Raw genomic sequence first — 22,878 nt, 5'->3', positions numbered from 1 at the left:
CGATCAAAAAGAGGCAGACATGAACACCGATGAAGTGCTGGGCATTTTCCGCGAGGCGGGTGCTGTTCTGGAAGGGCATTTCATTTTGACCTCGGGCCTGCGCAGTCCGGTCTTCCTGCAGAAGGCGCGCGTGTTCATGCATGCCGACAAGACCGAGCTACTGTGCAAGGCGCTGGCGGAGAAAATCCGCGCAGGCGTGCCCGGCAAGATCGACTATGTCGTCGGCCCGGCGATCGGCGGGCTGATCCCAGCCTACGAGACCTCGCGCCATCTCCGCGTGCCGGCGATCTGGGTCGAGCGGGAAGGCGGCGAGTTCCGCTTGCGCCGCTTCGAGATAGCCAGGGGTTCGCGTGTCGTCATCGTCGAGGACATCGTCACCACTGGCCTGTCGATCCGAGAGACCATCGAGTGCCTGCGCGATCTTGGCGCCGAGGTAGTGGCCGCGGCCTGCATCATCGACCGTTCGGCTGGCAAGACCGATGTCGGTGTGCCGCTCATCGCGCTTGCCGAGTATGAGGTCCCGGCCTATCCGGCCGACCGGCTGCCGCCGGAGCTTGCCGCCATCCCGGCGATCAAGCCCGGCAGCCGCAACATCTGACGGGGCATTTTTTTCGCCCAACAGTGTGCGGCGGTTTTGGGGAAAGCGACATGCGTGAAGACAAATTGGAAATGATCACGGGCATCGATCATTTCGTGCTGACGGTCGCTTCGCTGGAAGTGACCTGTGAGTTTTACCAGCGCGTGCTGGGTTTTGAGCGCATCGACGCGGCGGATCGGCCGACGGCGCTGGCTTTCGGTATCCATAAGATCAATGTGCATGAGGTCGGCCGCACTTTCGAGCCGAAGGCGAAGTCGCCGGCTCCGGGCTCGAGCGATTTCTGCCTGGTCACGGACGGGCCACTGGATGAGGTCCGTGCCCGGCTCGCGGCCAATGGTGTGGCGGTGGAACTCGGTCCGGTTGAACGTATCGGGGCCCGCGGTCCGATGATGTCGGTCTATCTCCGCGACCCGGACGGCAATCTGGTCGAGGTCAGCGAATACCTGCCGTAGCCGGCGCTCTTCGAAAGAGCGACTGCCAGTTTTCCTTAAATTTGCCGCGATTGTCCAATGTTCGAAGCAAGAACCACCCCGAGGGGCGGCGACGAGTGCGCATCGGGCAGACGGTGCTTGGTTGTTCTTCTGTCAGCGCGTCGTTATATCATGCTTGCGATTGCCATTGGGTGATCGTCAAGCGCAAGATGTGGCTGCCACGCCCGGCTAAGGTGCCGTTGCGGGAGCCGTGGAACGGGAACAGAGTGCTTTTTCGACGCCGCAAGCCTGATGGCCTTTATGAGCGGGTGCGTACCTACCTTTGGCCGCGCCGCTCATTTTCGCGCTCGCTTCAGTATTTTTCCAAGCGCATCCTGCGGCTGAAGGCCACACCGCATGCGGTGGCGGCCGGCGTTGCAGCGGGGGTCTTCGCTTCATTCTTTCCCGTCGGTTTCCATTTCATCATCGCTGCCCTCCTGTGCTGGGTGATCGCCGGCAATCTGGTGGCGGCCGCTCTCGGCGCGGTTTTTTTCGGCAACCCCCTGACCTTCCCGTTGCTATGGGGGGCGTCGTGGGAAACGGGCAAGCTCATCCTGCATGACCGCTTGCCGACGCATGGGCCGCCGGCACATCTGGGCGAGATGTTGCACAACCTCTCCTTCGCGCAATTGTGGAAACCGGTCCTTGAACCGATGCTGATAGGCGCGGTTCCGCTCGGGCTCGCCTTCGGGCTGCTGTTCTACGCCCTCACGCGCTGGGGCATGAACGCTTTCCGCGAACAGCGGCGCAAACGTCTGGCCGAGCGCGCAAGCCGGCATGCGCAATCGTCCCATCCCGGCGCAAGCATCGGTTCCACCGCGCGATGATCATCGGCATCGGCAGCGACCTGATCGACATCAGACGCATCGAGAAATCGCTGGAGCGTCACGGCCAGCGCTTCATCCAGAGAATCTACACCGAGGTCGAACAGGCGCGTTCGGACAATCGAGGCGCCCGCGCGGCCTCTTATGCCAAACGCTTCGCCGCCAAGGAGGCCTGCGCCAAGGCGCTGGGCACCGGTATGGCGCAGGGCGTGTTCTGGCGCGACATGGGTGTCGTCAACCTGCCCAGTGGCGCGCCGACCATGGCTCTGACGGGAGGAGCGCAGGCCAGGCTGGACAAGATCCTGCCAAACGGCCATCGGGCGGCAATCCACCTCACCATCACGGATGATTTCCCGCTCGCTCAAGCCTTTGTGATCATTGAGGCGCTGCCCGTCGAAGAAGCGCCACATTGATTGCCTCTGACGACCGGCATTGACGTTGCCCAGCGCGCGCCGAGACTCTATACCATCCAACGCACAATCGAGGACGACATGAGCGTGGCTGAAAAATCCGAGAAGAAATCCGGCGGGCTTGGCGAGACCGTCAGCGTCATCGTCCAGGCGCTTTTGCTCGCCCTGGTCATCCGCACGCTGCTGTTCCAGCCTTTTTCGATCCCGTCGGGATCAATGCGGCCGACGCTTCTTGAAGGCGACTATCTGTTCGTCACCAAATGGTCCTATGGCTATTCGCGGTACTCGCTGCCTTTCGGCCCCGACATCTTTTCGGGCCGCATCTGGGGCGCCGAGCCGAAGCGTGGCGACGTGGCGGTGTTCAAGTTCCCGCCTGATCCGTCCGTCGACTACATCAAGCGCGTTGTCGGCCTGCCGGGTGACAAGATCCAGGTCAAGGACGGCCAGCTGTTCATCAACGGCGTCGGCGTGCCGCGCGTGAAAACAGGCCAGATCGACAATCCCGACATCACCGAGGAATCGCGCCCGATCGATGTCTATCGTGAGACCTTGCCCAACGGCGTCAGCTACGACACGCTCGACCTGAATTCGAACTCGATCGGCGACAACACCCGCGAATTCGATGTGCCGCCCGGCCACTATTTCATGATGGGCGACAACCGGGACAATTCCGCCGACAGCCGTTTCACCGTCGGCTACGTTCCCGCGGAAAATCTGGTTGGCCGCGCCAATCTTGTTTTCTTCTCGATCGCTGGCAAGGCGAGCCCTCTCGAAATCTGGAAATGGCCGTCGCTGATGCGCGCTTCGCGCCTGTTCCACTTCGTCAATTGATGGCTTTGAAGCGTCCGACAGGCGAAACTCTGGCCGGTTTGGTAAAAGCCAAGACCGGCCACGTCTTCAAGGATATCCGCTTGCTCGAGACCGCCTTGACGCATTCCAGTGCGGTCAAGGCCGCCACCAACAACCAGCGTCTTGAATTTCTCGGCGACCGCGTGCTCGGGCTTGTCGTCGCCGATATGCTTTTCGAAAAATTTCCCGATGCGCCGGAAGGTGAAATCGCGCCGCGCTTCAATGCGCTGGTCGATGCACGGACATGCTCCGAGATCGGCATCGAAATGCAGCTGGAGGACCTGGTCCGCGCCGATTCTGCCTTGAAGATGCGGTCGCGTGGCTCGGGCGGAAACTATCTGGCGGATGCGGTCGAGGCCCTGATCGCGGCGGTTTACGTTGACGGTGGCATCGAGGCCGCGCGGCGGTTTGTCCTGCGCTACTGGGAACCGCGCTCGCATACGGTGATTACAAAGCCGCTCAATCCGAAATCCGATCTGCAGGAATGGATTGCCAAGACCAGCGATATCAGACCCGAATATGTGATCGAAAAACGCGAAGGCCCGGACCACCAGCCCGTCTTCACCGTGTCCTTGCAGGTCCGAGGTTTTGCGCCGATAAGCGGCACTGGCGGCTCCCGCAGGGTTGCCGAAGAAGCGGCGGCTTCGGCATTTCTTGTGCGCGAGGGCGTCTGGGCCACCACATCGGCCCAAAAATCGGAGGGCGCGCGACCCTCCAGTGAAGGGAGTGCGGCATGACCGCTACCGAAGAGCCGGCGACCGCAGCCGCCGCCACGCATTCCGGTTTTGTCGCGCTGATCGGCGCGCCCAATGCGGGCAAGTCGACGCTGGTCAACCAATTGGTGGGCGCCAAGGTGTCGATCGTCACCCACAAGGTGCAGACGACCCGCGCCATCGTGCGCGGCATCGCCACGCATGACAATGCGCAGATCGTTTTTGTCGACACGCCCGGCATCTTCAAGCCGAAGCGGAGGCTCGACACGGCGATGGTGACCACCGCCTGGGGCGGGGCCAAGGACGCCGACATCGTGCTGCTTTTGATCGATGCCGAACGCGGCATCAGGGGCGACGCCGACGCCATCCTCGAACGGCTGAAGGATGTGCGCCAGCCGATGGTGCTGATCCTCAACAAGGTCGACCGCGTCAAGCACGAAGCGCTGCTGGCTCTGTCGGCGGCAGCGAACGAAAGGGTGCCGTTCAAGCGTACCTTCATGGTATCGGCGCTGACCGGCTCCGGCTGCAAGGACGTGCTCGATTATCTGGCCGAGGCTCTACCGGTCGGCCCCTGGTACTATCCGGAAGACCAGATCTCGGACCTGCCGATGCGCCAGCTCGCGGCCGAGATCACGCGCGAGAAGCTGTATCTAAGGCTGCATCAGGAACTGCCCTATTCCTCGCATATCGAAACCGAGAAATGGGAAGAGAAGCCGGATGGCTCGGTGCGCATCGACCAGACCATCTATGTCGAGCGCGACAGCCAGAAGAAGATCGTTCTTGGCCACAAGGGCGAGACAATCCGCGCCATCGGCCAGGCGGCACGCATGGAGATAGCGGGCATCCTCGAACAGAAGGTGCACCTGTTCCTGTTCGTCAAGGTGCGCGAGAACTGGGGCGACGACCCTGAGCGCTATCGCGAGATGGGGCTCGAGTTTCCGCGCTAGGCTCGATGGACAACAAGCCTCCGATTGACACAGCTTTGGTCCGCCGGTTGGTGGCCACGCAATTCCCCTGGTGGAAAGATCTTGCGGTCAGGCCGGTCGAATTTGGCGGATGGGACAACAGGACCTTTCATCTCGGCGACGAGATGACCGTGCGGCTGCCAAGCGCCGCGGCCTATTTCCTGCAAGTGGAAAAGGAACATCGCTGGCTGCCGAGGCTGGCGCCTCTGTTGCCGCTGCCGATTCCGGTGCCGCTGGCGATGGGAGTTCCGGCCGAAAACTATCCTTGGCACTGGTCCGTCTACCGCTGGATCGAAGGCGAGACGGCAAAGCGCGAGCGGATTGCCAGCCTGCCACAATTTGCGACCGACCTGGCCGCGTTCCTGGTCGCCCTGCAGCGTATCGATGCCACTGGCGGACCGGCGCCGGGACAACACAACTTCTTTCGCGGCGGAGCACTCAGCGTCTACGATGGCGAAACCCGGCAAGCGATTGCAGCCCTCGACGGCAAGATCGATACGGTCGCAGCCCGCGCGGTGTGGGAGGCAGCACTTGCCGCGCCATGGCACGGTGCGCCGGTCTGGTTCCACGGCGACGTCAGTTGGGGAAACCTGCTGGTCAGGCAAGGCCGGTTGGGCGCGGTGATCGACTTCGGAACCTCCGGCGTTGGCGATCCCGCCTGCGATCTGGCGATTGCCTGGACATTGTTTGAAGGCAAAAGCCGGGAGGCGTTTCGCGCCGGCCTTCCAGCCGATGAGGCGATGTGGGCGCGTGGTCGTGGCTGGACGCTTTGGAAGGCGCTGATCACGGTAGCTGGACAGATCGACGTCAACCCTGTCGAGGTTGAAAAATCCCGTCATGTGATCGATGAGGTGCTTGCCGATCACGCGCGGCGGGGGTGAGGCGCCAAACGTTCAAGGCGCTCTCGCCCACCAGATCCTGATCCTGTCGCCGATCCATCCGCCCCCGTATGGCGCGACCAGGGACATTCTGGCCGAGGCGATGCTTTCCCGGACCTATGCGTGCCCACCCGCCTGATCGAGGCGGGGGGGAGCGCATCGCCTGCGTCGTTCAGGTCGACTGAGAGGGCGTCACGGAGGAATCGTTTTTCAACGGCTGGCTGCTGTCACAATCGGCGACACGACGGCACTCCAGGAAGTTTCGACCGCCTTGGAGGGGGCAGACACCCTTGGAAGCGTCATCCCGCTTTTCGCCTCGGTATCAGAGCGGGATTTGCAGATGGGCGTTATCTGGCAACAGAAGGGGAGGCGGCAATAATCGGATAAATTTCGACGGAATTGAGGTATACTTTGCGTATTATGCGGCAATATTGGAAATATAACACGTTATCAGTATAGTTAGCCGCGAAAGTATCCGTATATATATTTAATAAATGACATTGTGCCATTTGTGCCGCTCGTCGGATTATCAAGTGTTATTTGTGCAACACGGCATTAATCTGTTTGGGGAATTGTCATTATTCCGGAAATCGTCATTGAAGGCAGATGATCGATGGGTATGTTCGCCGCTGAAAAGGGCGAGCGGTGTGAGCCTTTTTCGTTGTGGGGGTGAGGCGGGAAAACATTGCCGCCAGCCACAAATCCGAAGCCATTTATAACTATGACTGGAGAGGTCAGAAAATGAACATCAAGAGCCTCCTTCTCGGCTCAGCCGCGGCCCTGATCGCGGTCAGCGGCGCGCGCGCCGCCGACGCTGTCGTCGTCGCCGAACCGGAACCGGCCGAATACGTCAAGATCTGCGACGTCTACGGCGCCGGTTACTTCTACATTCCGGGCACCGAGACCTGCCTGCGCATCGGCGGCTACCTCCGCTACGACATGGGCGTCGGCGATTCCGGCGCGCTGGATGGCGCCAATAACGTTGCCGATCACATGGACGGCTCTAGGAACGACACCTACTACAAGAACATGCGCTTCACGCTGAGGACTTATACCGGCCAGGAAACCGAGCTCGGCACATTGAAGACCTTCACCGAGACCCGCTTCCAGTTCGGCAACTCTTCCGGCGACTATACCGGTGACGGCACCGGCTGGCAGGCCGGCAACAAGGCCACTACCCTCAACTTCGCCTGGATCCAGCTCGGTGGCCTGCGCGTCGGTAAGGATGAAACGGTATACGACCAGTTCATCGGCTATGCCGGCAACGTCATCCAGGACACGCTCATCCCGTATGGTGTCAAGGATACCAATCTCATCAGCTACTACTTCGACGCAGGCAGCGGCTTCACGGGCGTGGTCTCGCTCGAAGAAGGCACCGGCGTCAACACGATCGACAGCTATGTTCCGCATGTCGTCGGCGGTTTGAAGTACAAGGGCGACTGGGGTGCGATCACCGGCGTCGTGGCCTATGACAGCAATTATGAGGAAGTGTCCGGCAAGGTCCGTTTGGACGTCAACGTCAGCAAGGAACTGACGCTGTTCGTCATGGGCGGCTACGGCACCAACGACAACATCAACGACTTCGGCACAGGCCGTACCCAATACAAGCCATGGGGCGGAAACTGGGCGATCTGGGGCGGCGGCACCTACAAGTTCAACGACAAGACCTCGTTCAACGCCCAGGTCTCCTATGACGACTGGAAGAACCTCGGCGTCGCGGCCAACGTGGCCTATACCATTGTGCCCGGCTTTACGATCACGACTGAAGTCGATTACCTCAATGCAGGAAAATTCGACGACTTGGACTTCAACAACTGGACGAAGGCCGACAAGAAGAGCAGCGTCGGCGGCATCGTTCGCTTCCAGCGCAATTTCTAACGGATCGACTGACCTCACCAGCCCGCCCGCAGCACATCGCTGCGGGCGGTTTTTTATGCATTGGCATGAGAGTTACCCGGGGGCCAAGCCCATACCTTGATTTCGCCACCCGATCGGTGAAAAGCTCCTGAAATGGAATGGCGCGACGAGGGAATCATTCTCGGCACCCGCAAGCATGGCGAAACCAGCGCCATTCTCGAGGTGTTGACGCGAGCGCATGGCCGTCATCTCGGCCTTGTTCGCGGCGGCCGTTCGCGCAAGCAGCAGCCCGTGCTCCAGCCCGGCAATCGCGTGGACCTGTTGTGGCGTGCGCGGCTTGATGAACATCTCGGCACGTTCCAGGCCGAGGCGATCGAGATGAACGCGGCCCGGTTGATGGACAGTGCCGTCGCCGTCTACGGATTGCAGACCATGGCCGCGCATCTGCGCCTGCTGCCCGAGCGCGACGCGCATGAAGGTCTCTACGAAACGCTTGCCGTGATGATCGTCCATCTCGACGACGCCGACGTTGCCGGCGAACTGGTGGCGCGCTTCGAGCTTCTGGTGCTGGACGAACTCGGCTTCGGCCTCGATCTCAGCCAATGCGCCGCCACCGGCACGCGACAGGACCTGGCCTATGTCTCACCGAAGTCGGGACGTGCGGTATCGCGCGAAGCCGGTTTGCCGTGGCGCGACAAGATGCTGGCTCTGCCGGCCTTCCTGCAGCGCGGCTCCGGCCTGCGCGCCGATGCGGCTGATGTCGACGACGCCTTCCGGCTCACCGGCTTCTTCTTCAACCGTCACGTCTATGAGCCGCGCGGCATCGAGCCGCCGGACGCTCGTACCGGCTTCCTCGCCGCCTTGCGCAAACATCACGCGCGCGGCAAGGCCATAGCTGGCGAAGACGCAGCCAGAGAAATCATCACATGAGCGAGGTCGAACTTTATCCTGGCCGGGTCTCACCGCTCGGCCTCGGCACCATTCCGCACGCCGACATCCTGAAATACACCGGTTTGGAATTGCTGCAGCTCGTCGACGGCAAGTATCCGGCGCCGCCGATTTCCTTCCAGCTGAATTTCACTCTCACCGAAGTCTCGGAAGGGCGCGCTGTCTTTCGGGGCATGCCGAGCGAGCGCCATCTCAATCCGCTGGGCAGCGTGCATGGCGGCTGGGCGGCGACGCTGCTCGATTCGGCACTGGCCTGTGCCGTGCAGACGCTGCTCGAAAAGGGCGAGGCCTATACCACGGCGGAGTTCAAGGTGAATTTGACGCGTCCCATCACGCCGAAGACCGGCGAGGTGGTGTGCGAGGGCAGGGTTGTTCACAAGGGCCGCACGTTGGCGGTGTCGGAAGCGACGCTGAAGGATGCCGGCGGCAAGCTGCTGGCTTTCGGCACCGAAACATGCTCGATCTTTCCGGCCGCCAATCTGGCGGCGCGTTGACTGGCGGCGCATTGAGTTTTCCGAGCTTGGATTTTCTGGCCGTTTGGCCGCCGCATTTGAATGTCAGTAAGACGAATGTCAGTGAAAACTGGCCTGGTTTGGGGGAACCGCCATGTTTGAAAGCCTGATCGGCCTTGTCGCCATCATCGCCTTGTTCGTCATCATTTCGCGCCAGCAGAGCCGCATCGGCCTTGTCGAGCGCGAGCTTGGCGCACTGCGCAGCCTTGTGCTCTCGGGAGCCGTGCCGCCTGCGGCCAGGCCGTCCGAACAGGCGGTGGCCGACAACGCGCCCGCCGATATGGCTCCGGACGCAGCGGCCGCGGCCGATATTGTCCCGCCGGAGGTAAGCGCAGCGGTCACCGTCCCGGCGCCAGCCACGGACACGGAAGACTCCACCGGCGAGATCGTCTCCGGGCCGTGGACCGCTGCAGAACCGGCACCGAAGGCGGTGGATCCCGCGGAGCTTCCCGGAGCGGCGAAAGCCGCCCGCCAATCCGACGTCGAAACCGCGCTCGGCACCCGCTGGGCGGTCTGGGTTGGCGGCATCGCACTCGCGCTGGGCGGCCTGTTCCTGATCCGCTACACCATCGAAGCCGGCATTTTCGGTCCCGGCGTGCGGCTGGCCATGGCCGGCGTGCTCGGCCTTGTGCTGGTCGCCGGCGGCGAGTTCATCCGGCGCACCGGCTTCAAGGTGCCGGTGCAAGGGGCCGCCGGCGCTTATATTCCAGCGATCCTGACTGCTGCCGGTGCCTTCATCCTGTTCGGCACCGTCTATGCCGCGCATGGCATTTACGGCTTCATCGGCCCGGCACTCGCCTTCACGCTGCTCGGCGTCATCGGTGTGGCGACGATCGCGGCAGCTCTTGTCCATGGCCAGGCGCTGGCCGGCATCGGCCTTGTCGGCGCCATGGTGACGCCGGTGCTGGTCGCCTCGCAGGCACCCAATCCCTGGGCGCTTTTCGGCTATCTCGCGATCGTGCTTGCCGCCACCGGCGCCATCGCCCGCATGCGCGATTGGAAATTACTGATGGCGGCTGCCTTTTTCGGCGCCGGTGTCTGGACCATCCTCTATATGACCGATGCGCCAGGGGCGAACCTCTCTGCCATCCTGTTCATCGACGCCGTCACGCTGGCCGTGCTCGCCCTTGTCTGGCTCGCTCGCCGTGACGACGAACCTGGACCAGCCAGGGCTTTCGACTGGCCGTCCATCGTGCCTGGCCTGTTCGTCGCATTCTCGGCGCTGGGCCTGTCGGTCGACCCGGCCTTCGCTGCCGCCGGCTACGCCTTGCCGGGCGCGGTGGTGATCGCCGCGATGGTGGGGGTCGCGCTTTATCGTCCGCTGGCACTGCCGCTCCTCTATGCCGCGGGACTGGTCACGGTGCTGATCTATCTCGGCATCATCCCGCCAACCTCGATCGCTTCCGATTTTTCCAGCGGCGCCTTGGGCGTCGACGGACTGCCGGTGGCCACGTCCAACGCGCTGACCTTGCGCATCGGCATCGTACTCGGCCTGGTCTTCATCGGCGCCGGCTTCTGGGCCGCACGCCGGTTCGCCGCCGGCACACAGATCCGCGCGGCCTCATGGGCAGCGTGGGGCGTCATCGTCCCGCTTGTCGTCCTGCTCGCACTCTGGTTCACCTTCGGCAATCTCGACCGTGACCTTGTCTACGCCGCCGCAACGGCACTGCTGGTCGTCATTTTCGCCGCCGGCGGCGAGTGGATCGCGCGGGCCGAGGAGCCGCCGCTCAAGGGCGGTGTCGCGGTGTCGTTTGCCCTGGGCGGCGCGGCCATCGCCGGGCTGCTGCTGATGCATATGGCTTTCGATTCCGGCTGGACCACCATCCTGCTCGGTGCGGCGGCCATCGTGCCGGCGCTGACTACGCGCTGGCGCGCCTATCCGGTGCTCGGCTGGATTTCGGTCGGCGCGGTGATCGCGGTGCTTGGCCGCGTCGCTTTCGACCCGACCATCGTCGGTGCCGGGTTCCTGTCGACGACGCCGGTGTTCAACTGGCTGCTGCCAGGCTACGGCGTGCCGGCACTGGCCTACGGCTTTGCCGCCTGGCAGCTTGCGCGCACCACGAATGGCCGGCCGCGCCTTGCCATGGAGGCGGCTGCGGCGCTGTTTGCGCTGCTCACGCTCGCTATGCTGGTGCGCCACGCCATGCACGGCGGCGTCATCGACACGGGTGCCATGACGCTCGCCGAACAGTCGATCTACACTCTGATCGCCATCGGCGCCGGCGCCATCCTGGTCGCCATCGACATGCGCTCGCCAAGCTCGGTGCTGCGCTATGGTTCGATGGCCGCCGGTGTGGCCTCGGTCGCCTTCATCGTTGTCAGGCACTTCGTCGTGCTGAATCCGCTGTTGTCAGACGAATCGACAGGCCGGATCCCGGTGTTCAACCTGTTGTTCCTCGCCTATCTCCTGCCTGCGGTCGCCGCCGGGGGACTGGCGCTCTACGCCAGGGACAAGCGGCCGAAATGGTATGCGCAGATGCTGGCCGTGGTGGCTGCCGTGCTTGCCTTCGCCTATGCCACGCTGTCGGTGAGGCGCCTGTTCAAGGGCGAGTTCATCGGCTTGTGGAGCGGCCTCGGCCAGTTGGAAACCTATACCTATTCGGCGCTTTGGCTGGGGATTGGCGTTGCGCTGCTTACCGCCGGCGTCTGGTTGAAATCGCAGGTGCTGCGCGTCGCCTCGGCCGCGCTGATCGCGATCGCCGTGCTGAAGGTCTTCATCTTCGACATGTCGGAGTTGGAAGGCGTGCTGAGGGCGCTGTCGTTCATCGGCCTTGGCGCCGTGCTGATCGGTATCGGCCTGTTCTATCAGCGGCTTTTGACACGGGCGGCGAAGGAGGGATGATGCGCTTGCTTCCGTGAAGAGCTCTTACCCGTTCATGTGTCGGTTTGTCCGCTATTTTCGTACGACGCCGCGCACGCGGCGTTGTACGATTGCCTCTTTGATGAGGCCCGCGATCTTGCGAACAAACGCCGGGCTGAAGGAGCCGATTGGCTTCGTCGTGACGAGATCATAAGCTTCATCGATCTGTACGCGGTTGTACTCGTCTAGGATCAGCCATGACGGGAAATCGAGCCCACCCCTGCGACACTCGATTTCGCTCACGGCAACATGCGTGCGGGACCGGTCGGGCCTTTGCGAGGTGAGCGGGAACAAGAACAGTGCGGCAGGCGTTGCCGGCGTTCTGACCACAATGCAGACGGGCCGCGCCTTGCGGCCGGATTCCTCGCCGGCGTCAGCCTGTCGTGCCCATAGATAATAGTATCGAAGCAAATCGCCGGGCTTAAGCATTTGGCTTGTCGCTGGTTGTGATGGCCTCCAATCCGGACATGAGTTCATCGTGAACCTCGTCCGGCGCGTCCTCAAGCGTGTAGGCTACGGCATACGGCGAACTAACGAGCTGCCGATATTGGGCCGCTGATAGGATGATCAGCTTCTCTTTGCCGCGTTTCGTGAGAGCGACAGGCTCGATCATTGCCGTTTCGAGAATTTCGCCGGACGCCCGATTCATATCCGAAAAGGTGAATTGTTTCATTGAGTGACCCTCATACGTATTTTACATATTGTGCATATTTTACGTATTTGCGCAATCGATTTACCGCTGCCTTCGATCGGGAATAAATCGGCACCGGCCATCGTTATCTCATTGCTTGGGTGACCGGGGCGGGAGACCGCTTCGCGCTGGCCGCTTGCGCCGCGCCCGGAAGGCGCGTTCAATCGGGATCAACAAGGGCGACCTCGAAACCTGCGGTCATGGACGAAAAGAAGGCAGCAATCCTTGGCGAAATACCGCGCCTGCGCCGTTACGCGCGCTCGCTTTTGCGCGACCGCGACGCTGCCGACGACCTTGTTCAGGATTGCCTTGAGCGGGCGCTTGTGCGGCTCGGCAATTGGCAGACAGGAGAAAGCCCCCGGAGGTGGCTGTTTACGATCATGCATCATTTGTTCATCGATCAGATGCGCAAGGTGAACCGCCGCGGCGAGGCGGCGATGCTGCCGCTGGAGGCGGGCGAGACCGTTGCCCAGCCGGCCGAGCAGGTGGAGAACATTGCCTCGCGCGAGATCATCGACGCATTGCAGGCGATCAGCCCCGACCGTCGCGCGGCCCTTGTCATGGTTGCCATCGAAGGTTTTTCCTATGCCGAAGCCGCCAACATTCTGGGCGTGCCTGCCGGCACGCTGATGTCGCGCATTGCGCGCGGGCGTGAGGAATTGCGCGGGTTGCTGGACGACACGGCGCGCCGCCGCGCGATAAGGATCGTCGAGAAATGATCCGCCGCGACTTTTCCGAACGTGACATCCACATGGCGCTAGATGGCGAGCTGCCCAGCGATGAGCGCTCGGCCTACGATGCCTGGCTCGACGCCAATCCCGAGATGAAGGCCAAGAGCGCCCGTTTCACCGCCGACCGAGCGGCGCTGCGTGCCGCCTTCGCCGACGTGTTGGACGAAGCCGTGCCTGCGCGGTTGCGCAAGGTCGTGCTTGGCGAGGTGCCGGTCAAGGCATCTGTGCCACGCTCACGCTGGTGGCTTGCCGCTGCTGCCGCCGTGCTTCTGGTCACCGGCGGACTTGGTGGCTATTTTGCCGGCATCGACGGCATCGGCCAGGAGGACCCGGCGGAAGATCGGCTGGCCGAGCAGGCAATCGCGGCCCATGTCATCTATGCCGCCGAAAAGCGGCATGCCGTCGAGGTGCCGGCCAGCGACAAGGACCATCTGCAGACCTGGCTGTCCAACCGTGTAGGGCTGAAGCTGGTGGCGCCGGACCTGACCGCCGACGGATTCCAGTTGGTCGGCGGCCGGCTGTTGCCGGCAGGCGAGAGCAAGGCCGCCATGCTGCTTTACGAGGACGGCAATGGGCAGCGTATCTCGCTGTTCGTCACCACGGAATCGACGGAGAATGCCAAAGGCACCTACGCCGCCGCGCAAGACGGACCCGAGGCCGTCTACTGGCTGGACAAGGGCTATGGCTGCGCCGTGGTCGGCTCCTTGCCGCGCGAGCGGCTGGCCGAGGTCGCCAGGAGCGCCTACACGCAACTTGTGAACGGGCTGGCAAGCTGAACGGCATTGCTTTTGCCGGTGCCGTCGATCCGCGAATGCCGATCCGGCCGGAGGACCTTTTGCGCCCGTCGGGCCGGCGTCGGATTTGTCACAATTCGGCCCTAATCGAGGTGCGATAGCGCTTGATGAATGCCGTCGCATCGCCCCGAAAATCGGAAAGGGTTTTTGGAAACACGAGGCGAAGATTCAAGGTGGTGGAGCGGACTTCGTGCGCCCAGGTGGACGCCGGTTTTCCCAACGCCCTGGTTGGCGTCAAGGACGTGTTCGAGTAGGGCCATTTCCACCACCAATCGAGGTTTTCTGAAGCCGCATGCCTGCCGAGATCCGCACGGCCCGCGCGTCTGACGTCGATGATCTCGCCGCCATTGAGAAAGCTGTTTTCTCAAGCGACCGTATTTCCCGCCGCTCCTTCCGCCTGTTCATCGAGCGTGAAACCGCCGAGACGCTGGTCGCCGAAGTCGACGGCCGCGTGGCCGGCTATGCGATCGTGCTGTTTCGCAAGGGTAGCGGCGTGGCGCGACTCTACTCGATTGCGACCAGTCCGTTTTTCGGCGGACTGGGTGTCGGCCGCATGCTGCTCGGATCCGCCGAAGATGCCGCCTTCGAGCATGACCGCATGATGCTGCGTCTCGAAGTTCGCGAGGACAACAGCCGCGCGATCCGCATCTACGAACAGGCCGGGTATCGCAAGATCGGCCGCGAGCCCGGCTACTATGAGGATGGCGAAACGGCACTTCGCTACGAAAAGACCTTGCGTGGCGACATTCCGATCGCCACCAAGGTGCCGTTCTACCCGCAGACCTGCGAATTCACCTGCGGCCCGTGCTGCCTGATGATGGCGATGGCCAATTTCGATCGCGGCTTCGTGCCGGATCCGGTCATGGAAATCCGCCTGTGGCGTGAAGCGACGACCGTCTTCATGATGTCGGGTCCCGGTGGATGCGAGCCATTCGGCCTCGCTGTGTCGGGCTACGAAAGCGGGCTCGCGGTGGAGATCTACGTTTCCTTCTATGGCGCGCTGTTCCTGCAATCGGTACGCAGTGTGGACAAGCGCAGGGTGATGGAACTGGCCCAGGTCGACTTTCGCCGACGCGCGGAACTTTACGGCATCCCGGTGAATTACCGTGCATTCACAATCGACGATATCCGCGCTGCGATCGCTGGGGGAAAGCTGGTGCTGGTGCTGATCAGCGGCTTCCTGATGTTTGGCAAGAAGGTGCCGCACTGGGTGCTGGCGATCGGCGATGACGGCGACCATATCCTGATCCACGACCCTTGGGTCGAGGACGAAAGGCAGGAGACCATCCTTGATGCAGCCAACATTCCCGTGCCTTACGGCATCTTCATGAACATGGCGCAGTTCGGTCGCGATGGATTGCGTGCCGCCATCACTCTGGGAAAGCGTGACAGATAATGACCTGGGTCATCCTTACCGGCAGGCAGAGCGATCTCGACCAGGTGGCGACACCGCACAAGATCATCACCAATCGCGACTATCTCGCGCACCCGTCACTGTTTCGCGGCCAGCGGCCGAAGGTCATCAACCTGTCGAACAATTACGGCTACCAGAGCCGCGGCTACTATGCGTCGCTGCTGGCAAGCTCGCGCGGCCACAAGGTGATCCCGACGGTCGAAACGATGATCGACCTTTCGGAGCGCAAGCTCTATGAACACGCGCTGCCGGAACTGGAGCTGGCGCTCAACAAATGCCGCAAGGATCTCGGCGGCGTTTTTCCGCAAAAGGTCTGCATCTTCTTCGGCATCGGCCCGTCGAAAATCTGGGACCGCTTCGCCAAACTTCTATTCGACTGGTTCCGCGCGCCGGCGCTCGAAGTCCACATCAAGGACAGCGCCGAATGGGCCTCGATCCGCAAGATCGGTTTCCATCCGCTGGCGCGGATGACCGAGGACGAGGAAAAAAGCTTCATCCAGTGCCTGGAGACCTACACCAACCGCGAATGGCGCGACACCAAGGGCCGCACGCCGGCGCGCTACACCTTCGCCACGCTGGTCGACCCGCATGAGGAATTGCCGCCATCGGAGATATCGTCGCTGCGCTATTGGGCCAAGATCGCCGAGAAGATGGGTGTCGAAATCGAGCCGATCACCAAGCGGGACCTCGCCAAGCTCGCCAATTACGACGCGCTGTTCATTCGCGAGACCACCTCGATCTCCAACCACACCTATCGTTTCGCCCGCCGCGCCCAGCAGGAAGGCATGCCGGTTATCGACGATCCACTGTCGATGATCCGCTGCACCAACAAGGTCTATCTCAACGAGCTGATGGCCTACAACAAGGTGCCGGTGCCGCCGACGGTGATGATCGCCGGCACCTCGGATCTCGAACTGGCAGCGCAGACGCTGGGCTTTCCGCTGGTGCTGAAAATCCCGGATTCGTCGTTCTCGCGCGGCGTCAAGAAATGCGCCAATTTCGAGGAACTGAAGACGCTTGCTACCGAATGGCTGGAGGATTCCGACCTTCTGATCGCGCAGAAATTCATTCCGACCGAGTATGACTGGCGCGTTGGTGTGCTCGGCGGCCAGCCGCTGTTTGCCGTGCATTATCTGATGGCCAAGAAGCACTGGCAGATCGTCAACCACAAGGCCAACGGCAAGCCCGACCAGGGCGGCATCAAGACCTTCACGCTGAAGGAGACGCCCGCGCATGTCGTCGAGACGGCTGTGAAGGCGGCGCGCTGCATCGGCGACGGGCTCTACGGCGTCGACCTCAAGGAGACCAAGGACGGCGTCTTCGTCATCGAGGTCAACGACAATCCCAACCTCGACCATGGCTGGGAGGATTCCGGCGAGAAGGACGAGGTCTGGGTGCGGCTGACGCAGTGGTTCCTGGAGCGGCTGGACCGGCCGGGGCGGTAGTTTGATCGGGGGTAGAACATGCAGTTTATCGTGATCGAGGATTTCACCGGCTGCGACCGCAAGGAGATCTATCGCCGCTTTCGCGACCAGGGCCGCCTCAAGCCGGACGAACTCGTCGTGCACCACAGCTGGATCGCGGCGGACATGAGCCGCTGCTTCCTGCTGGTGGAGACCGATGACGTCACGCTGCTGCAGCGCTGGGTCATCGAATGGGCGGATCTGGTGGAGTTCGAGATCATCCCTGTGGCGACAAACAAGGACATGGCTGAGGCATTGAGCGGGCACCTCTGATCATCGCCGCACGCTACGTCAACGCAGCGCGGGCGAGTTCACTGCGCGTCGGCATTCGTCGATCAGCCACTGGCGAAACGCCGCCACGACGTCGCGCCTGGCGCTGCGCTCGGGGATCGTCAGGCAATAGGGCTGGCGCAGCTCCAGTGCCTGGGCGAGGGGCCTGACAAGCCGGCCGTCTTCCAGCGCCTCGGCACAGTAGATTCCTTGCGCCAGCGCCACGCCCAATCCCGAAATCGCAAGGTCGAGCGCTGCGCGCGATGAGTTGGCCGAGAGGCCGCGCTGCGCTGCCCGGCGGGCTCGATGCCGGCCGCCTCGAACCAGTTGTGCCAGGACGGAAAGGACGCACCAGTCGGTCCCCAGCCCGTGTGGATAAGCGGCAGGCTGGCCAGGCCTTCGGGTTTGATCGTGTCCGCCAGTCCGGGCGCACACACGGGATAGACTGCGTCCTGGACGATGTCCTCGGTCGGGTGCTCGCGATAATGCGGCCCATAGGAGAGCCTGATGTCGAGCTGGCGCGCGACGCTGCCGATCTCCTGGAAGGCCATGGTCAGCCTGGGCAGCATCTCGACGCCGGCCTCGGTGAGGACGACGCGCCGGTTGACGCGGTGGAACAGCTTGCGGCCCATCTGCTCCTCGACCGTGCGGATGAGCTGGCTGACGGCAGCGGCCGACACCGAAAGCTCTTCCGCTGCCGCGGCAAAGCTGCCTGTACGGGCCGCAGCCTCGAAAGCTTGAAGTCCTTTGAGAGAGGGAGGTACGGCCATAATCACCGAATAGATAAGTTCAGCTTATCTAGATTGCAGAAATCGTCGTTTTTGGAAAGGTTGTTCATTGGCTACAATGGGTTCATCAAACTCCAGTCTGGATCGAAGCACGTGGATCATCGTGACGTAATTTCATCGTTGACGCAGGAGGAGCGCAACCGGCTGACCGCCAAGTCTGATGTTGCGGGCCTCGTTCAGCTTGCTGCTCATTGGGGCGCGATCGTGGTCGTCGGATCGCTGATCGCTGCCAAGGTGCCGTTCTGGCCACTGCTGATGCTTCCGCAAGGTATCCTCATCGTCTTCCTGTTCACGCTGCTGCACGAGACGGTTCATCGCACGGCTTTTGAGGCACAGCGGCTGAACGATGTCGTGGCGCGGGTGTGCAGTCTGGCGATCGCACTGCCGGCGGACTGGTTCCGCTACTTCCACTTTGCCCACCATCGATACACGCAAGACCCGGAGAACGACCCTGAACTGGCCTTCCCGAAACCGGAGACATGGCGGCAATACCTCGTCCACATATCCGGCATCCCCTTATGGTGGGGCCACCTCAAGACGCTCTATGCCAACGCGGCAGACCGTGGTCGCGAAAGCTACGTTCCGCCGAAGGGCTATGACAAGGTGCGCATCGAGGCCCGCGCCATGATTGCCTTTTACGCCGTGGTCCTTCTGCTGGCCGTTTATTTCCGGCTCTCGGTGCTTGTCTATGTCTGGATCTTGCCCGCTCTGTTGGGGCAGCCGTTTCTGCGCCTCTATCTGCTGGCCGAGCATGGTCGCTGTCCGTTCGTCGCCAACATGCTGGAGAACACCAGGACCACGTTGACCAACTGGCTGGTCCGCAGGCTGGCGTGGAACATGCCGTTCCATGCCGAGCATCATGCCTATCCCGGCGTGCCGTTTCATCAACTGCCGCGGTTTCATGCGCTGATCGAGCGGCATCTCAAGGTGGTCGAGCCCGGCTATGTCAGCTTCCACGAAAAGTACATCGACACGCTGCGTTGACGATGGCCGGCCTCAGCCGGTCTGGCTGTGCAGCGCTCGGGATTTCAATAGACGCTGGATCTCGGCGGCCGTTGACGGCACGCCGATCAGATAGCCCTGCGCCTCTGTACAGCCATTGCCGCGCAGGATGTCGAGTTGCACCTCGGTCTCGACCCCCTCGGCGGTGACAGTGATGCCAAGCTCGGCGCCCAGCCCGATGACGGTGCGAACGATCGCCGCGGCGTCACGATTGCCCAGGTCGTGGATGAACGAACGATCGATCTTGATCTTGTCGACAGGAAAACGCCTGAGATAGCCGAGCGAGGAATAGCCGATGCCGAAATCGTCCAGCGCGATGCGGATGCCGAGTTCGCGCAACTGCCGCAGCGTCCTCAGCACCGCCTCGCTTTCGTCCATCAGCACGGTTTCGGTGATTTCAAGCTCCAACCGATCGGCTGGCACGCCGGAGAAGGCCAGCGCCGAGATGACGCTGCGGGCGAAGCTGCCGCTTTTAAGTTGCACGGCCGAGACATTGACCGCGACGCGCAGGCCGGCGGGCCAGTGTGCCGCCGCCGTGCAGGCTTTCCTCAGCGCCCATTCGCCAAGCGGCACGATCAATCCGGTGTCTTCGGCGACCGGAATGAAGCTGTCCGGCGCCACCGTGCCGCGTGTCGGCGAATGCCAGCGCATCAAGGCTTCGGCGCCGACGATCTCCCCGGATGCGATGTTCATGATGGGCTGGAAGTCGAGGTCGAACTCCTGGCGCGGCAGCGCGGTCTCAAGGTCGACCTCCAGCGCACGCCGTGCCTGTACCATAGCGTCCATTCCGGGTTCGAAGAACCGATACTGATTGCGCCCTTCGCTCTTCGCCCGGTAAAGCGCCGTATCGGCGTTCCTCAGCAGCGTGTCGGCATCTCCACCGTCGTCGGGGAAAACCGCGATGCCCAGGCTGATGCCGACATGCATCTCGCGGCTCTTGTCGCGGAACGGTTTTCCGATTGTCTCGACGATGCGCTTCGCGAGTTTTTCTGCATTGGCAATGCCCTTGAAGTTGAACTGGATGATGACGAATTCGTCGCCGCCGAAACGGGCGACGACGTCGGTTTCGTTGTGCAGGCAGCGCTGCAGCCTCTCGGCCACACTCTTCAACAGCCAGTCGCCGGCCGGATGTCCCCAGGTGTCGTTGACCGCCTTGAAGCGATCGAGATCGAGCGAAAAGATTGCCAGCGGCGTGACCGCCGTGGCTTCCAGCGCCAGGTCGAGCCGTTCGCGAAACATCGAGCGGTTGGGCAATCCCGTCAGCGTATCGTGATGCGCAAGATGGGTCATGCGCTCTTCGGTGCGGCGACGTTCTGTGACGTCGTCGAAGGTCACTACCCAGCCGCCGCCGTTCATCGGCCGGCGTGTGACCAGAACCGTCCTGCCGTCGGTAAGATGCCGGTAGGCCGAATGCATTTTTGCCGCCGTCAGGCAGGCTTCGGTCTTGGCGACTTCGCTGTCGACGTCGATCTCCGTATAGATGCCGAGTTCCAGCAATCGTTCGAGCGCCTCGCGGTGCGTCGTTCCAAGCGGGAAGTCTGCCGCGGTGACATTGTAGAGTTCAAGAAAACGCCGGTTGCGCACGATCATCTTGCCGTCGGCGCCGTACATCAGCAGGCCTTGCGACATGTTGGCAAGCGCTGCGTCGAAGCGGCGGTGCTGCTCCTTCAGATCCTCTTGCGCGCGGCGCTGCTCGGTGATGTCCTCGTAGATCGAGACCCAGCCGCCCAGAGCCAGAGGGCGGTGCGAGATGCTGACGATGCGGCCGTCCGACAGTGTTTCTTCGTAGATCGAGGGCTTTGCCTGATCGATATAGGGCTTGCGGATGGCGTAGAGTTCGTCGGCGGTTTGCGAGGCGATGCCGATATCGACGCTGTGGCGCAGAATGTCGAGGAACCGGATGCCGGGCCTTATGACGCTGGCTTCGAGGCAAAAGATGTTCAGGTAGTTGCCGTTGCAGATGATCATCCGCTCGTCGGCGTCGAACATGCACAGGCCGTGCGACATGTTCTCGACCGCAGCCGAAAAGCGTTGGTTCTGCTCGCGCAGTTCGTCTTCCATGTGGCGGGAGCGGTCCATGCCTTCGGCCTCCCGTTTCGGGATGGTCGAACCATCCTTGGCATCAGCGACGGGCATGAGCGCGCCTGCGGACCGTGATCGAACGCGCTATTGTGGCCGCCGCCGGTTAATTTAGCGTTTTAATGCCTGTCGCCCAAAAGTGACCTCGGTTTTGGGGGAACGACATGCATAAAAACAAAGACCTAAAGCGCGTCGCATGGATCCGTTTCAGCGCGACGCGCTTTAGACGATTGCGGTCGCCGAAACCTGATGCCGCGACATCTCGATCGCCGAAAACCGTTTCAGAAACGCGTTCTGCGCCCAGGTCACCGAGCGTGGCGTGAAATCGAAGCGGTCGGCATTGAAGCCGCGCGGACGGCCGAAGAACTCGGTCGCCTCGGCGGTCGAAAAGCCGGCGAGCAGCGTTGCCTCGAAATAGGCGGCGATCTGGTCGGCGCGCTTGATCTCCTTGCGCAGCGCAGCACTTGGCTCCTGCGGCAGCGAGAAGCGCAGATGGATGGCGCGCTGCAGCCGCAACTCACAATCCTTGTAGCTGCCGCCCATCACCGATTTGAACGGTGAGATCATGTCGCCGATGACATATTCGGGGGCGTCGTGCAGAAGAGCCGCCAGCCGGGCGTCGGCCGAAGCCTCGGGTACCAGGTCGCGGAACAGCGCTTCGACCAGCAGCGAGTGCTGGGCAACCGAAAAAGCATGCTCGCCACTGGTCTGGCCGTTCCAGCGGGCAACGCGGGCGAGCCCGTGCGCAATGTCTGAAATTTCGATGTCGAGCGGCGAGGGGTCGAGCAGGTCGAGCCGGCGGCCCGACAGCATGCGCTGCCAGGCGCGTGCCGGCGCGCCGACGCGGTCGGCCGCCATCAGGCCTCCTCCGCGCTGACGGCTTCCTGCGGGAAGGCGAATTTTGCCCAGCGGGGAATGGCTAGTGTAACCGGAATGTTCGCCGCCATGATCGGCAGGTCGGCGTCGAGCGCCGCCTTGATCCGGTCGATGCGCGCAATCGCCAGACCGATCGTGCCGGCGGTCGAGCCGAGCGTGCCAACCGGCCTGCCTTCGACGGTCAGTTCGGAGCCGGGCGCGGGCAGGGGCCGGTCGGCTGACACGATCAGAACGCGTCGCCTGGCGGTGCCGCGATGCTGCATGCGCGAGACGACCTCCTGGCCGACATAGCAGCCCTTCTTGAAGCCGACGCCACCGGTTTCGTCCAGCAGCACGTCGTGGGGAAAGGCGTCTCCGAGTTGGTAGTCGCTGCCGCTTTCGGCAATGCCGCCGGCAATGCGGAAGGCTTGCCACGCGGCAAGATCGCTGCGCTCATCTGTTTCGCCATAGGAACGCGTGACGGCACCCTTCGGAAAGCGCGTGTCGGCGGCCGCCGTTGAATCGGATTGCGAGGGTGTTGATTCATGTCCCCATGCAACGGTGACAAATGCCTGATCGGATTTGGCAATCTCGACCTTGGCGCGCAGTTTGTAGAGCGTCAGCCGGCGTATGAAATCGTCCGATATGTCGGCTCGGCATTCGAGCCGGAATGCATTCTCGCCGGTGCGCGAGATCAGGAAATCGAACAGGATCTTGCCTTGCGGCGTCAGCAGCGCACCGGGCTTGGCTTCGCCGGGAGCCAGGATGTCGAGATCGGTGGTCAGGATGTTCTGCAAAAAATGCTCGGCATCCGGACCTGATACGGAAACGAGGGCGCGGTCTTTGAGCTGGGCAAAGGGCATGGGCGGAAAAGCAACCTGATCTTGCAAAACGGTCGGCCTTTACG

Annotated in this window: 23 protein-coding genes and 1 pseudogene; 18 read left to right on the top strand and 6 right to left on the bottom strand. The window is 62.4% G+C overall.

Going from position 1 to position 22,878, the window contains the following annotated elements; translation table 11 throughout:
• Positions 1 to 19 precede the first annotated feature (19 nt).
• From pyrE to EJ079_RS29660, 12 genes are all read left to right on the top strand, one after another.
• On the top strand, positions 20 to 598 hold the full coding sequence (gene pyrE / locus EJ079_RS29715; protein ID WP_127267157.1) for an orotate phosphoribosyltransferase: 579 nt from the start codon (positions 20 to 22) through the stop codon (positions 596 to 598).
• Between the two features lie 50 nt (positions 599 to 648).
• Positions 649 to 1,050, top strand: a complete 402-nt coding sequence (locus EJ079_RS29710; RefSeq protein ID WP_127810890.1) for a VOC family protein — start codon at positions 649 to 651, stop codon at positions 1,048 to 1,050.
• Positions 1,051 to 1,295: 245 nt separating this feature from the next.
• On the top strand, positions 1,296 to 1,895 hold the full coding sequence (locus EJ079_RS29705; RefSeq protein ID WP_127322859.1) for a DUF2062 domain-containing protein: 600 nt from the start codon (positions 1,296 to 1,298) through the stop codon (positions 1,893 to 1,895).
• Positions 1,892 to 2,305 (top strand): holo-ACP synthase, encoded by a 414-nt coding sequence (acpS, locus tag EJ079_RS29700; RefSeq protein ID WP_127267159.1) that lies wholly within the window; start codon positions 1,892 to 1,894, stop codon positions 2,303 to 2,305. The genes EJ079_RS29705 and acpS overlap by 4 nt, the downstream gene beginning before the upstream one ends.
• 78 nt (positions 2,306 to 2,383) lie before the next feature.
• Entirely contained in the window at positions 2,384 to 3,133 is a 750-nt protein-coding gene (gene lepB / locus EJ079_RS29695) for a signal peptidase I (RefSeq protein WP_127267160.1), read from the top strand.
• Entirely contained in the window at positions 3,133 to 3,888 is a 756-nt protein-coding gene (gene rnc, locus EJ079_RS29690) for a ribonuclease III (protein ID WP_127267164.1), read from the top strand. Before lepB ends, rnc begins: the two co-directional genes overlap by 1 nt.
• On the top strand, positions 3,885 to 4,811 hold the full coding sequence (era, locus tag EJ079_RS29685; protein ID WP_027038032.1) for a GTPase Era: 927 nt from the start codon (positions 3,885 to 3,887) through the stop codon (positions 4,809 to 4,811). The genes rnc and era overlap by 4 nt, the downstream gene beginning before the upstream one ends.
• Positions 4,812 to 4,816: 5 nt before the next feature.
• On the top strand, positions 4,817 to 5,710 hold the full coding sequence (locus EJ079_RS29680; RefSeq protein ID WP_127395514.1) for an aminoglycoside phosphotransferase family protein: 894 nt from the start codon (positions 4,817 to 4,819) through the stop codon (positions 5,708 to 5,710).
• A 738-nt stretch (positions 5,711 to 6,448) separates the two neighbouring features.
• Entirely contained in the window at positions 6,449 to 7,585 is a 1,137-nt protein-coding gene (locus EJ079_RS29675) for a porin (RefSeq protein ID WP_127395515.1), read from the top strand.
• Positions 7,586 to 7,717: 132 nt separating this feature from the next.
• On the top strand, positions 7,718 to 8,494 hold the full coding sequence (gene recO, locus EJ079_RS29670) for a DNA repair protein RecO (protein WP_127321915.1): 777 nt from the start codon (positions 7,718 to 7,720) through the stop codon (positions 8,492 to 8,494).
• Entirely contained in the window at positions 8,491 to 9,006 is a 516-nt protein-coding gene (locus EJ079_RS29665; protein ID WP_127810889.1) for a PaaI family thioesterase, read from the top strand. The genes recO and EJ079_RS29665 overlap by 4 nt, the downstream gene beginning before the upstream one ends.
• Positions 9,007 to 9,118: 112 nt before the next feature.
• On the top strand, positions 9,119 to 11,866 hold the full coding sequence (locus EJ079_RS29660) for a DUF2339 domain-containing protein (RefSeq protein WP_127810888.1): 2,748 nt from the start codon (positions 9,119 to 9,121) through the stop codon (positions 11,864 to 11,866).
• Positions 11,867 to 11,917: 51 nt separating this feature from the next.
• Here EJ079_RS29660 and EJ079_RS34300 read toward each other — a convergent pair whose 3' ends face one another.
• Positions 11,918 to 12,127, bottom strand: a complete 210-nt coding sequence (locus tag EJ079_RS34300) for a hypothetical protein (protein ID WP_348629726.1) — start codon at positions 12,125 to 12,127, stop codon at positions 11,918 to 11,920.
• A 178-nt stretch (positions 12,128 to 12,305) separates the two neighbouring features.
• Positions 12,306 to 12,557, bottom strand: a complete 252-nt coding sequence (locus tag EJ079_RS29650; protein ID WP_127810887.1) for a prevent-host-death protein — start codon at positions 12,555 to 12,557, stop codon at positions 12,306 to 12,308.
• A gap of 218 nt (positions 12,558 to 12,775) precedes the next feature.
• On the opposite strand from EJ079_RS29650, the gene EJ079_RS29645 reads away from it, so the two are divergent.
• The 5 genes from EJ079_RS29645 (at position 12,776) to EJ079_RS29625 (ending at position 17,250) form a co-directional block, all read left to right on the top strand.
• A complete protein-coding gene (locus EJ079_RS29645) occupies positions 12,776 to 13,294 on the top strand; it encodes a sigma-70 family RNA polymerase sigma factor (protein WP_127810886.1) in 519 nt (172 codons plus the stop codon).
• Positions 13,291 to 14,082, top strand: a complete 792-nt coding sequence (locus EJ079_RS29640) for an anti-sigma factor (protein ID WP_127810885.1) — start codon at positions 13,291 to 13,293, stop codon at positions 14,080 to 14,082. The genes EJ079_RS29645 and EJ079_RS29640 overlap by 4 nt, the downstream gene beginning before the upstream one ends.
• A 310-nt stretch (positions 14,083 to 14,392) precedes the next feature.
• The gene (locus EJ079_RS29635) at positions 14,393 to 15,496 is read left to right on the top strand and encodes a peptidase C39 family protein (protein WP_127810884.1); all 1,104 of its coding nucleotides are present in this window, start codon (positions 14,393 to 14,395) and stop codon (positions 15,494 to 15,496) included.
• On the top strand, positions 15,496 to 16,959 hold the full coding sequence (locus EJ079_RS29630; protein ID WP_127321391.1) for a RimK family protein: 1,464 nt from the start codon (positions 15,496 to 15,498) through the stop codon (positions 16,957 to 16,959). The genes EJ079_RS29635 and EJ079_RS29630 overlap by 1 nt, the downstream gene beginning before the upstream one ends.
• A gap of 18 nt (positions 16,960 to 16,977) precedes the next feature.
• Complete coding sequence (locus EJ079_RS29625; protein ID WP_127810883.1) at positions 16,978 to 17,250, top strand: DUF3303 family protein; 273 nt, start codon at positions 16,978 to 16,980, stop codon at positions 17,248 to 17,250.
• 18 nt (positions 17,251 to 17,268) lie between these two features.
• Here EJ079_RS29625 and EJ079_RS29620 read toward each other — a convergent pair.
• Positions 17,269 to 18,017 (bottom strand): annotated as a pseudogene (locus EJ079_RS29620) (LysR substrate-binding domain-containing protein).
• A 111-nt stretch (positions 18,018 to 18,128) separates the two neighbouring features.
• Here EJ079_RS29620 and EJ079_RS29615 point away from each other — a divergent pair.
• A complete protein-coding gene (locus tag EJ079_RS29615) occupies positions 18,129 to 19,019 on the top strand; it encodes a fatty acid desaturase family protein (RefSeq protein WP_127810882.1) in 891 nt (296 codons plus the stop codon).
• A 12-nt stretch (positions 19,020 to 19,031) separates the two neighbouring features.
• On the opposite strand, the gene EJ079_RS29610 is transcribed toward EJ079_RS29615, so the two are convergent.
• The 3 genes from EJ079_RS29610 to EJ079_RS29595 form a co-directional block, all read right to left on the bottom strand.
• Entirely contained in the window at positions 19,032 to 21,173 is a 2,142-nt protein-coding gene (locus tag EJ079_RS29610) for an EAL domain-containing protein (RefSeq protein WP_127810881.1), read from the bottom strand.
• Positions 21,174 to 21,338: 165 nt separating this feature from the next.
• A complete protein-coding gene (locus EJ079_RS29600; RefSeq protein WP_127397530.1) occupies positions 21,339 to 21,974 on the bottom strand; it encodes an HD family hydrolase in 636 nt (211 codons plus the stop codon).
• The gene (locus EJ079_RS29595) at positions 21,974 to 22,834 is read right to left on the bottom strand and encodes a folate-binding protein YgfZ (protein WP_127810880.1); all 861 of its coding nucleotides are present in this window, start codon (positions 22,832 to 22,834) and stop codon (positions 21,974 to 21,976) included. The genes EJ079_RS29600 and EJ079_RS29595 overlap by 1 nt, the downstream gene beginning before the upstream one ends.
• Between the last annotated feature and the right edge of the window lie 44 nt (positions 22,835 to 22,878).

Origin of the sequence: Mesorhizobium sp. M7A.F.Ce.TU.012.03.2.1, from assembly GCF_004006095.1 — a bacterium.
GTDB lineage: Bacteria > Pseudomonadota > Alphaproteobacteria > Rhizobiales > Rhizobiaceae > Mesorhizobium.
The sequence above is the reverse complement of the archived record's forward strand: the minus strand, read 5'-3'. Positions and strand labels throughout refer to the sequence as shown.

Bases quoted from the DNA above. Each gene is read 5' to 3' on its own strand.
- pyrE (WP_127267157.1), top strand. From the start codon at position 20: ATGAACACCGATGAAGTGCTGGGCATTTTCCGCGAGGCGGGTGCTGTT.
- EJ079_RS29710 (WP_127810890.1), top strand. From the start codon at position 649: ATGCGTGAAGACAAATTGGAAATGATCACGGGCATCGATCATTTCGTG.
- acpS (WP_127267159.1), top strand. From the start codon at position 1,892: ATGATCATCGGCATCGGCAGCGACCTGATCGACATCAGACGCATCGAG.
- lepB (WP_127267160.1), top strand. From the start codon at position 2,384: ATGAGCGTGGCTGAAAAATCCGAGAAGAAATCCGGCGGGCTTGGCGAG.
- rnc (WP_127267164.1), top strand. From the start codon at position 3,133: ATGGCTTTGAAGCGTCCGACAGGCGAAACTCTGGCCGGTTTGGTAAAA.
- era (WP_027038032.1), top strand. From the start codon at position 3,885: ATGACCGCTACCGAAGAGCCGGCGACCGCAGCCGCCGCCACGCATTCC.
- EJ079_RS29680 (WP_127395514.1), top strand. From the start codon at position 4,817: ATGGACAACAAGCCTCCGATTGACACAGCTTTGGTCCGCCGGTTGGTG.
- EJ079_RS29675 (WP_127395515.1), top strand. From the start codon at position 6,449: ATGAACATCAAGAGCCTCCTTCTCGGCTCAGCCGCGGCCCTGATCGCG.
- recO (WP_127321915.1), top strand. From the start codon at position 7,718: ATGGAATGGCGCGACGAGGGAATCATTCTCGGCACCCGCAAGCATGGC.
- EJ079_RS29665 (WP_127810889.1), top strand. From the start codon at position 8,491: ATGAGCGAGGTCGAACTTTATCCTGGCCGGGTCTCACCGCTCGGCCTC.
- EJ079_RS29660 (WP_127810888.1), top strand. From the start codon at position 9,119: ATGTTTGAAAGCCTGATCGGCCTTGTCGCCATCATCGCCTTGTTCGTC.
- EJ079_RS29650 (WP_127810887.1), bottom strand. From the start codon at position 12,557: ATGAAACAATTCACCTTTTCGGATATGAATCGGGCGTCCGGCGAAATT.
- EJ079_RS29645 (WP_127810886.1), top strand. From the start codon at position 12,776: ATGGACGAAAAGAAGGCAGCAATCCTTGGCGAAATACCGCGCCTGCGC.
- EJ079_RS29640 (WP_127810885.1), top strand. From the start codon at position 13,291: ATGATCCGCCGCGACTTTTCCGAACGTGACATCCACATGGCGCTAGAT.
- EJ079_RS29635 (WP_127810884.1), top strand. From the start codon at position 14,393: ATGCCTGCCGAGATCCGCACGGCCCGCGCGTCTGACGTCGATGATCTC.
- EJ079_RS29630 (WP_127321391.1), top strand. From the start codon at position 15,496: ATGACCTGGGTCATCCTTACCGGCAGGCAGAGCGATCTCGACCAGGTG.
- EJ079_RS29625 (WP_127810883.1), top strand. From the start codon at position 16,978: ATGCAGTTTATCGTGATCGAGGATTTCACCGGCTGCGACCGCAAGGAG.
- EJ079_RS29610 (WP_127810881.1), bottom strand. From the start codon at position 21,173: ATGCCCGTCGCTGATGCCAAGGATGGTTCGACCATCCCGAAACGGGAG.
- EJ079_RS29600 (WP_127397530.1), bottom strand. From the start codon at position 21,974: ATGGCGGCCGACCGCGTCGGCGCGCCGGCACGCGCCTGGCAGCGCATG.
- EJ079_RS29595 (WP_127810880.1), bottom strand. From the start codon at position 22,834: ATGCCCTTTGCCCAGCTCAAAGACCGCGCCCTCGTTTCCGTATCAGGT.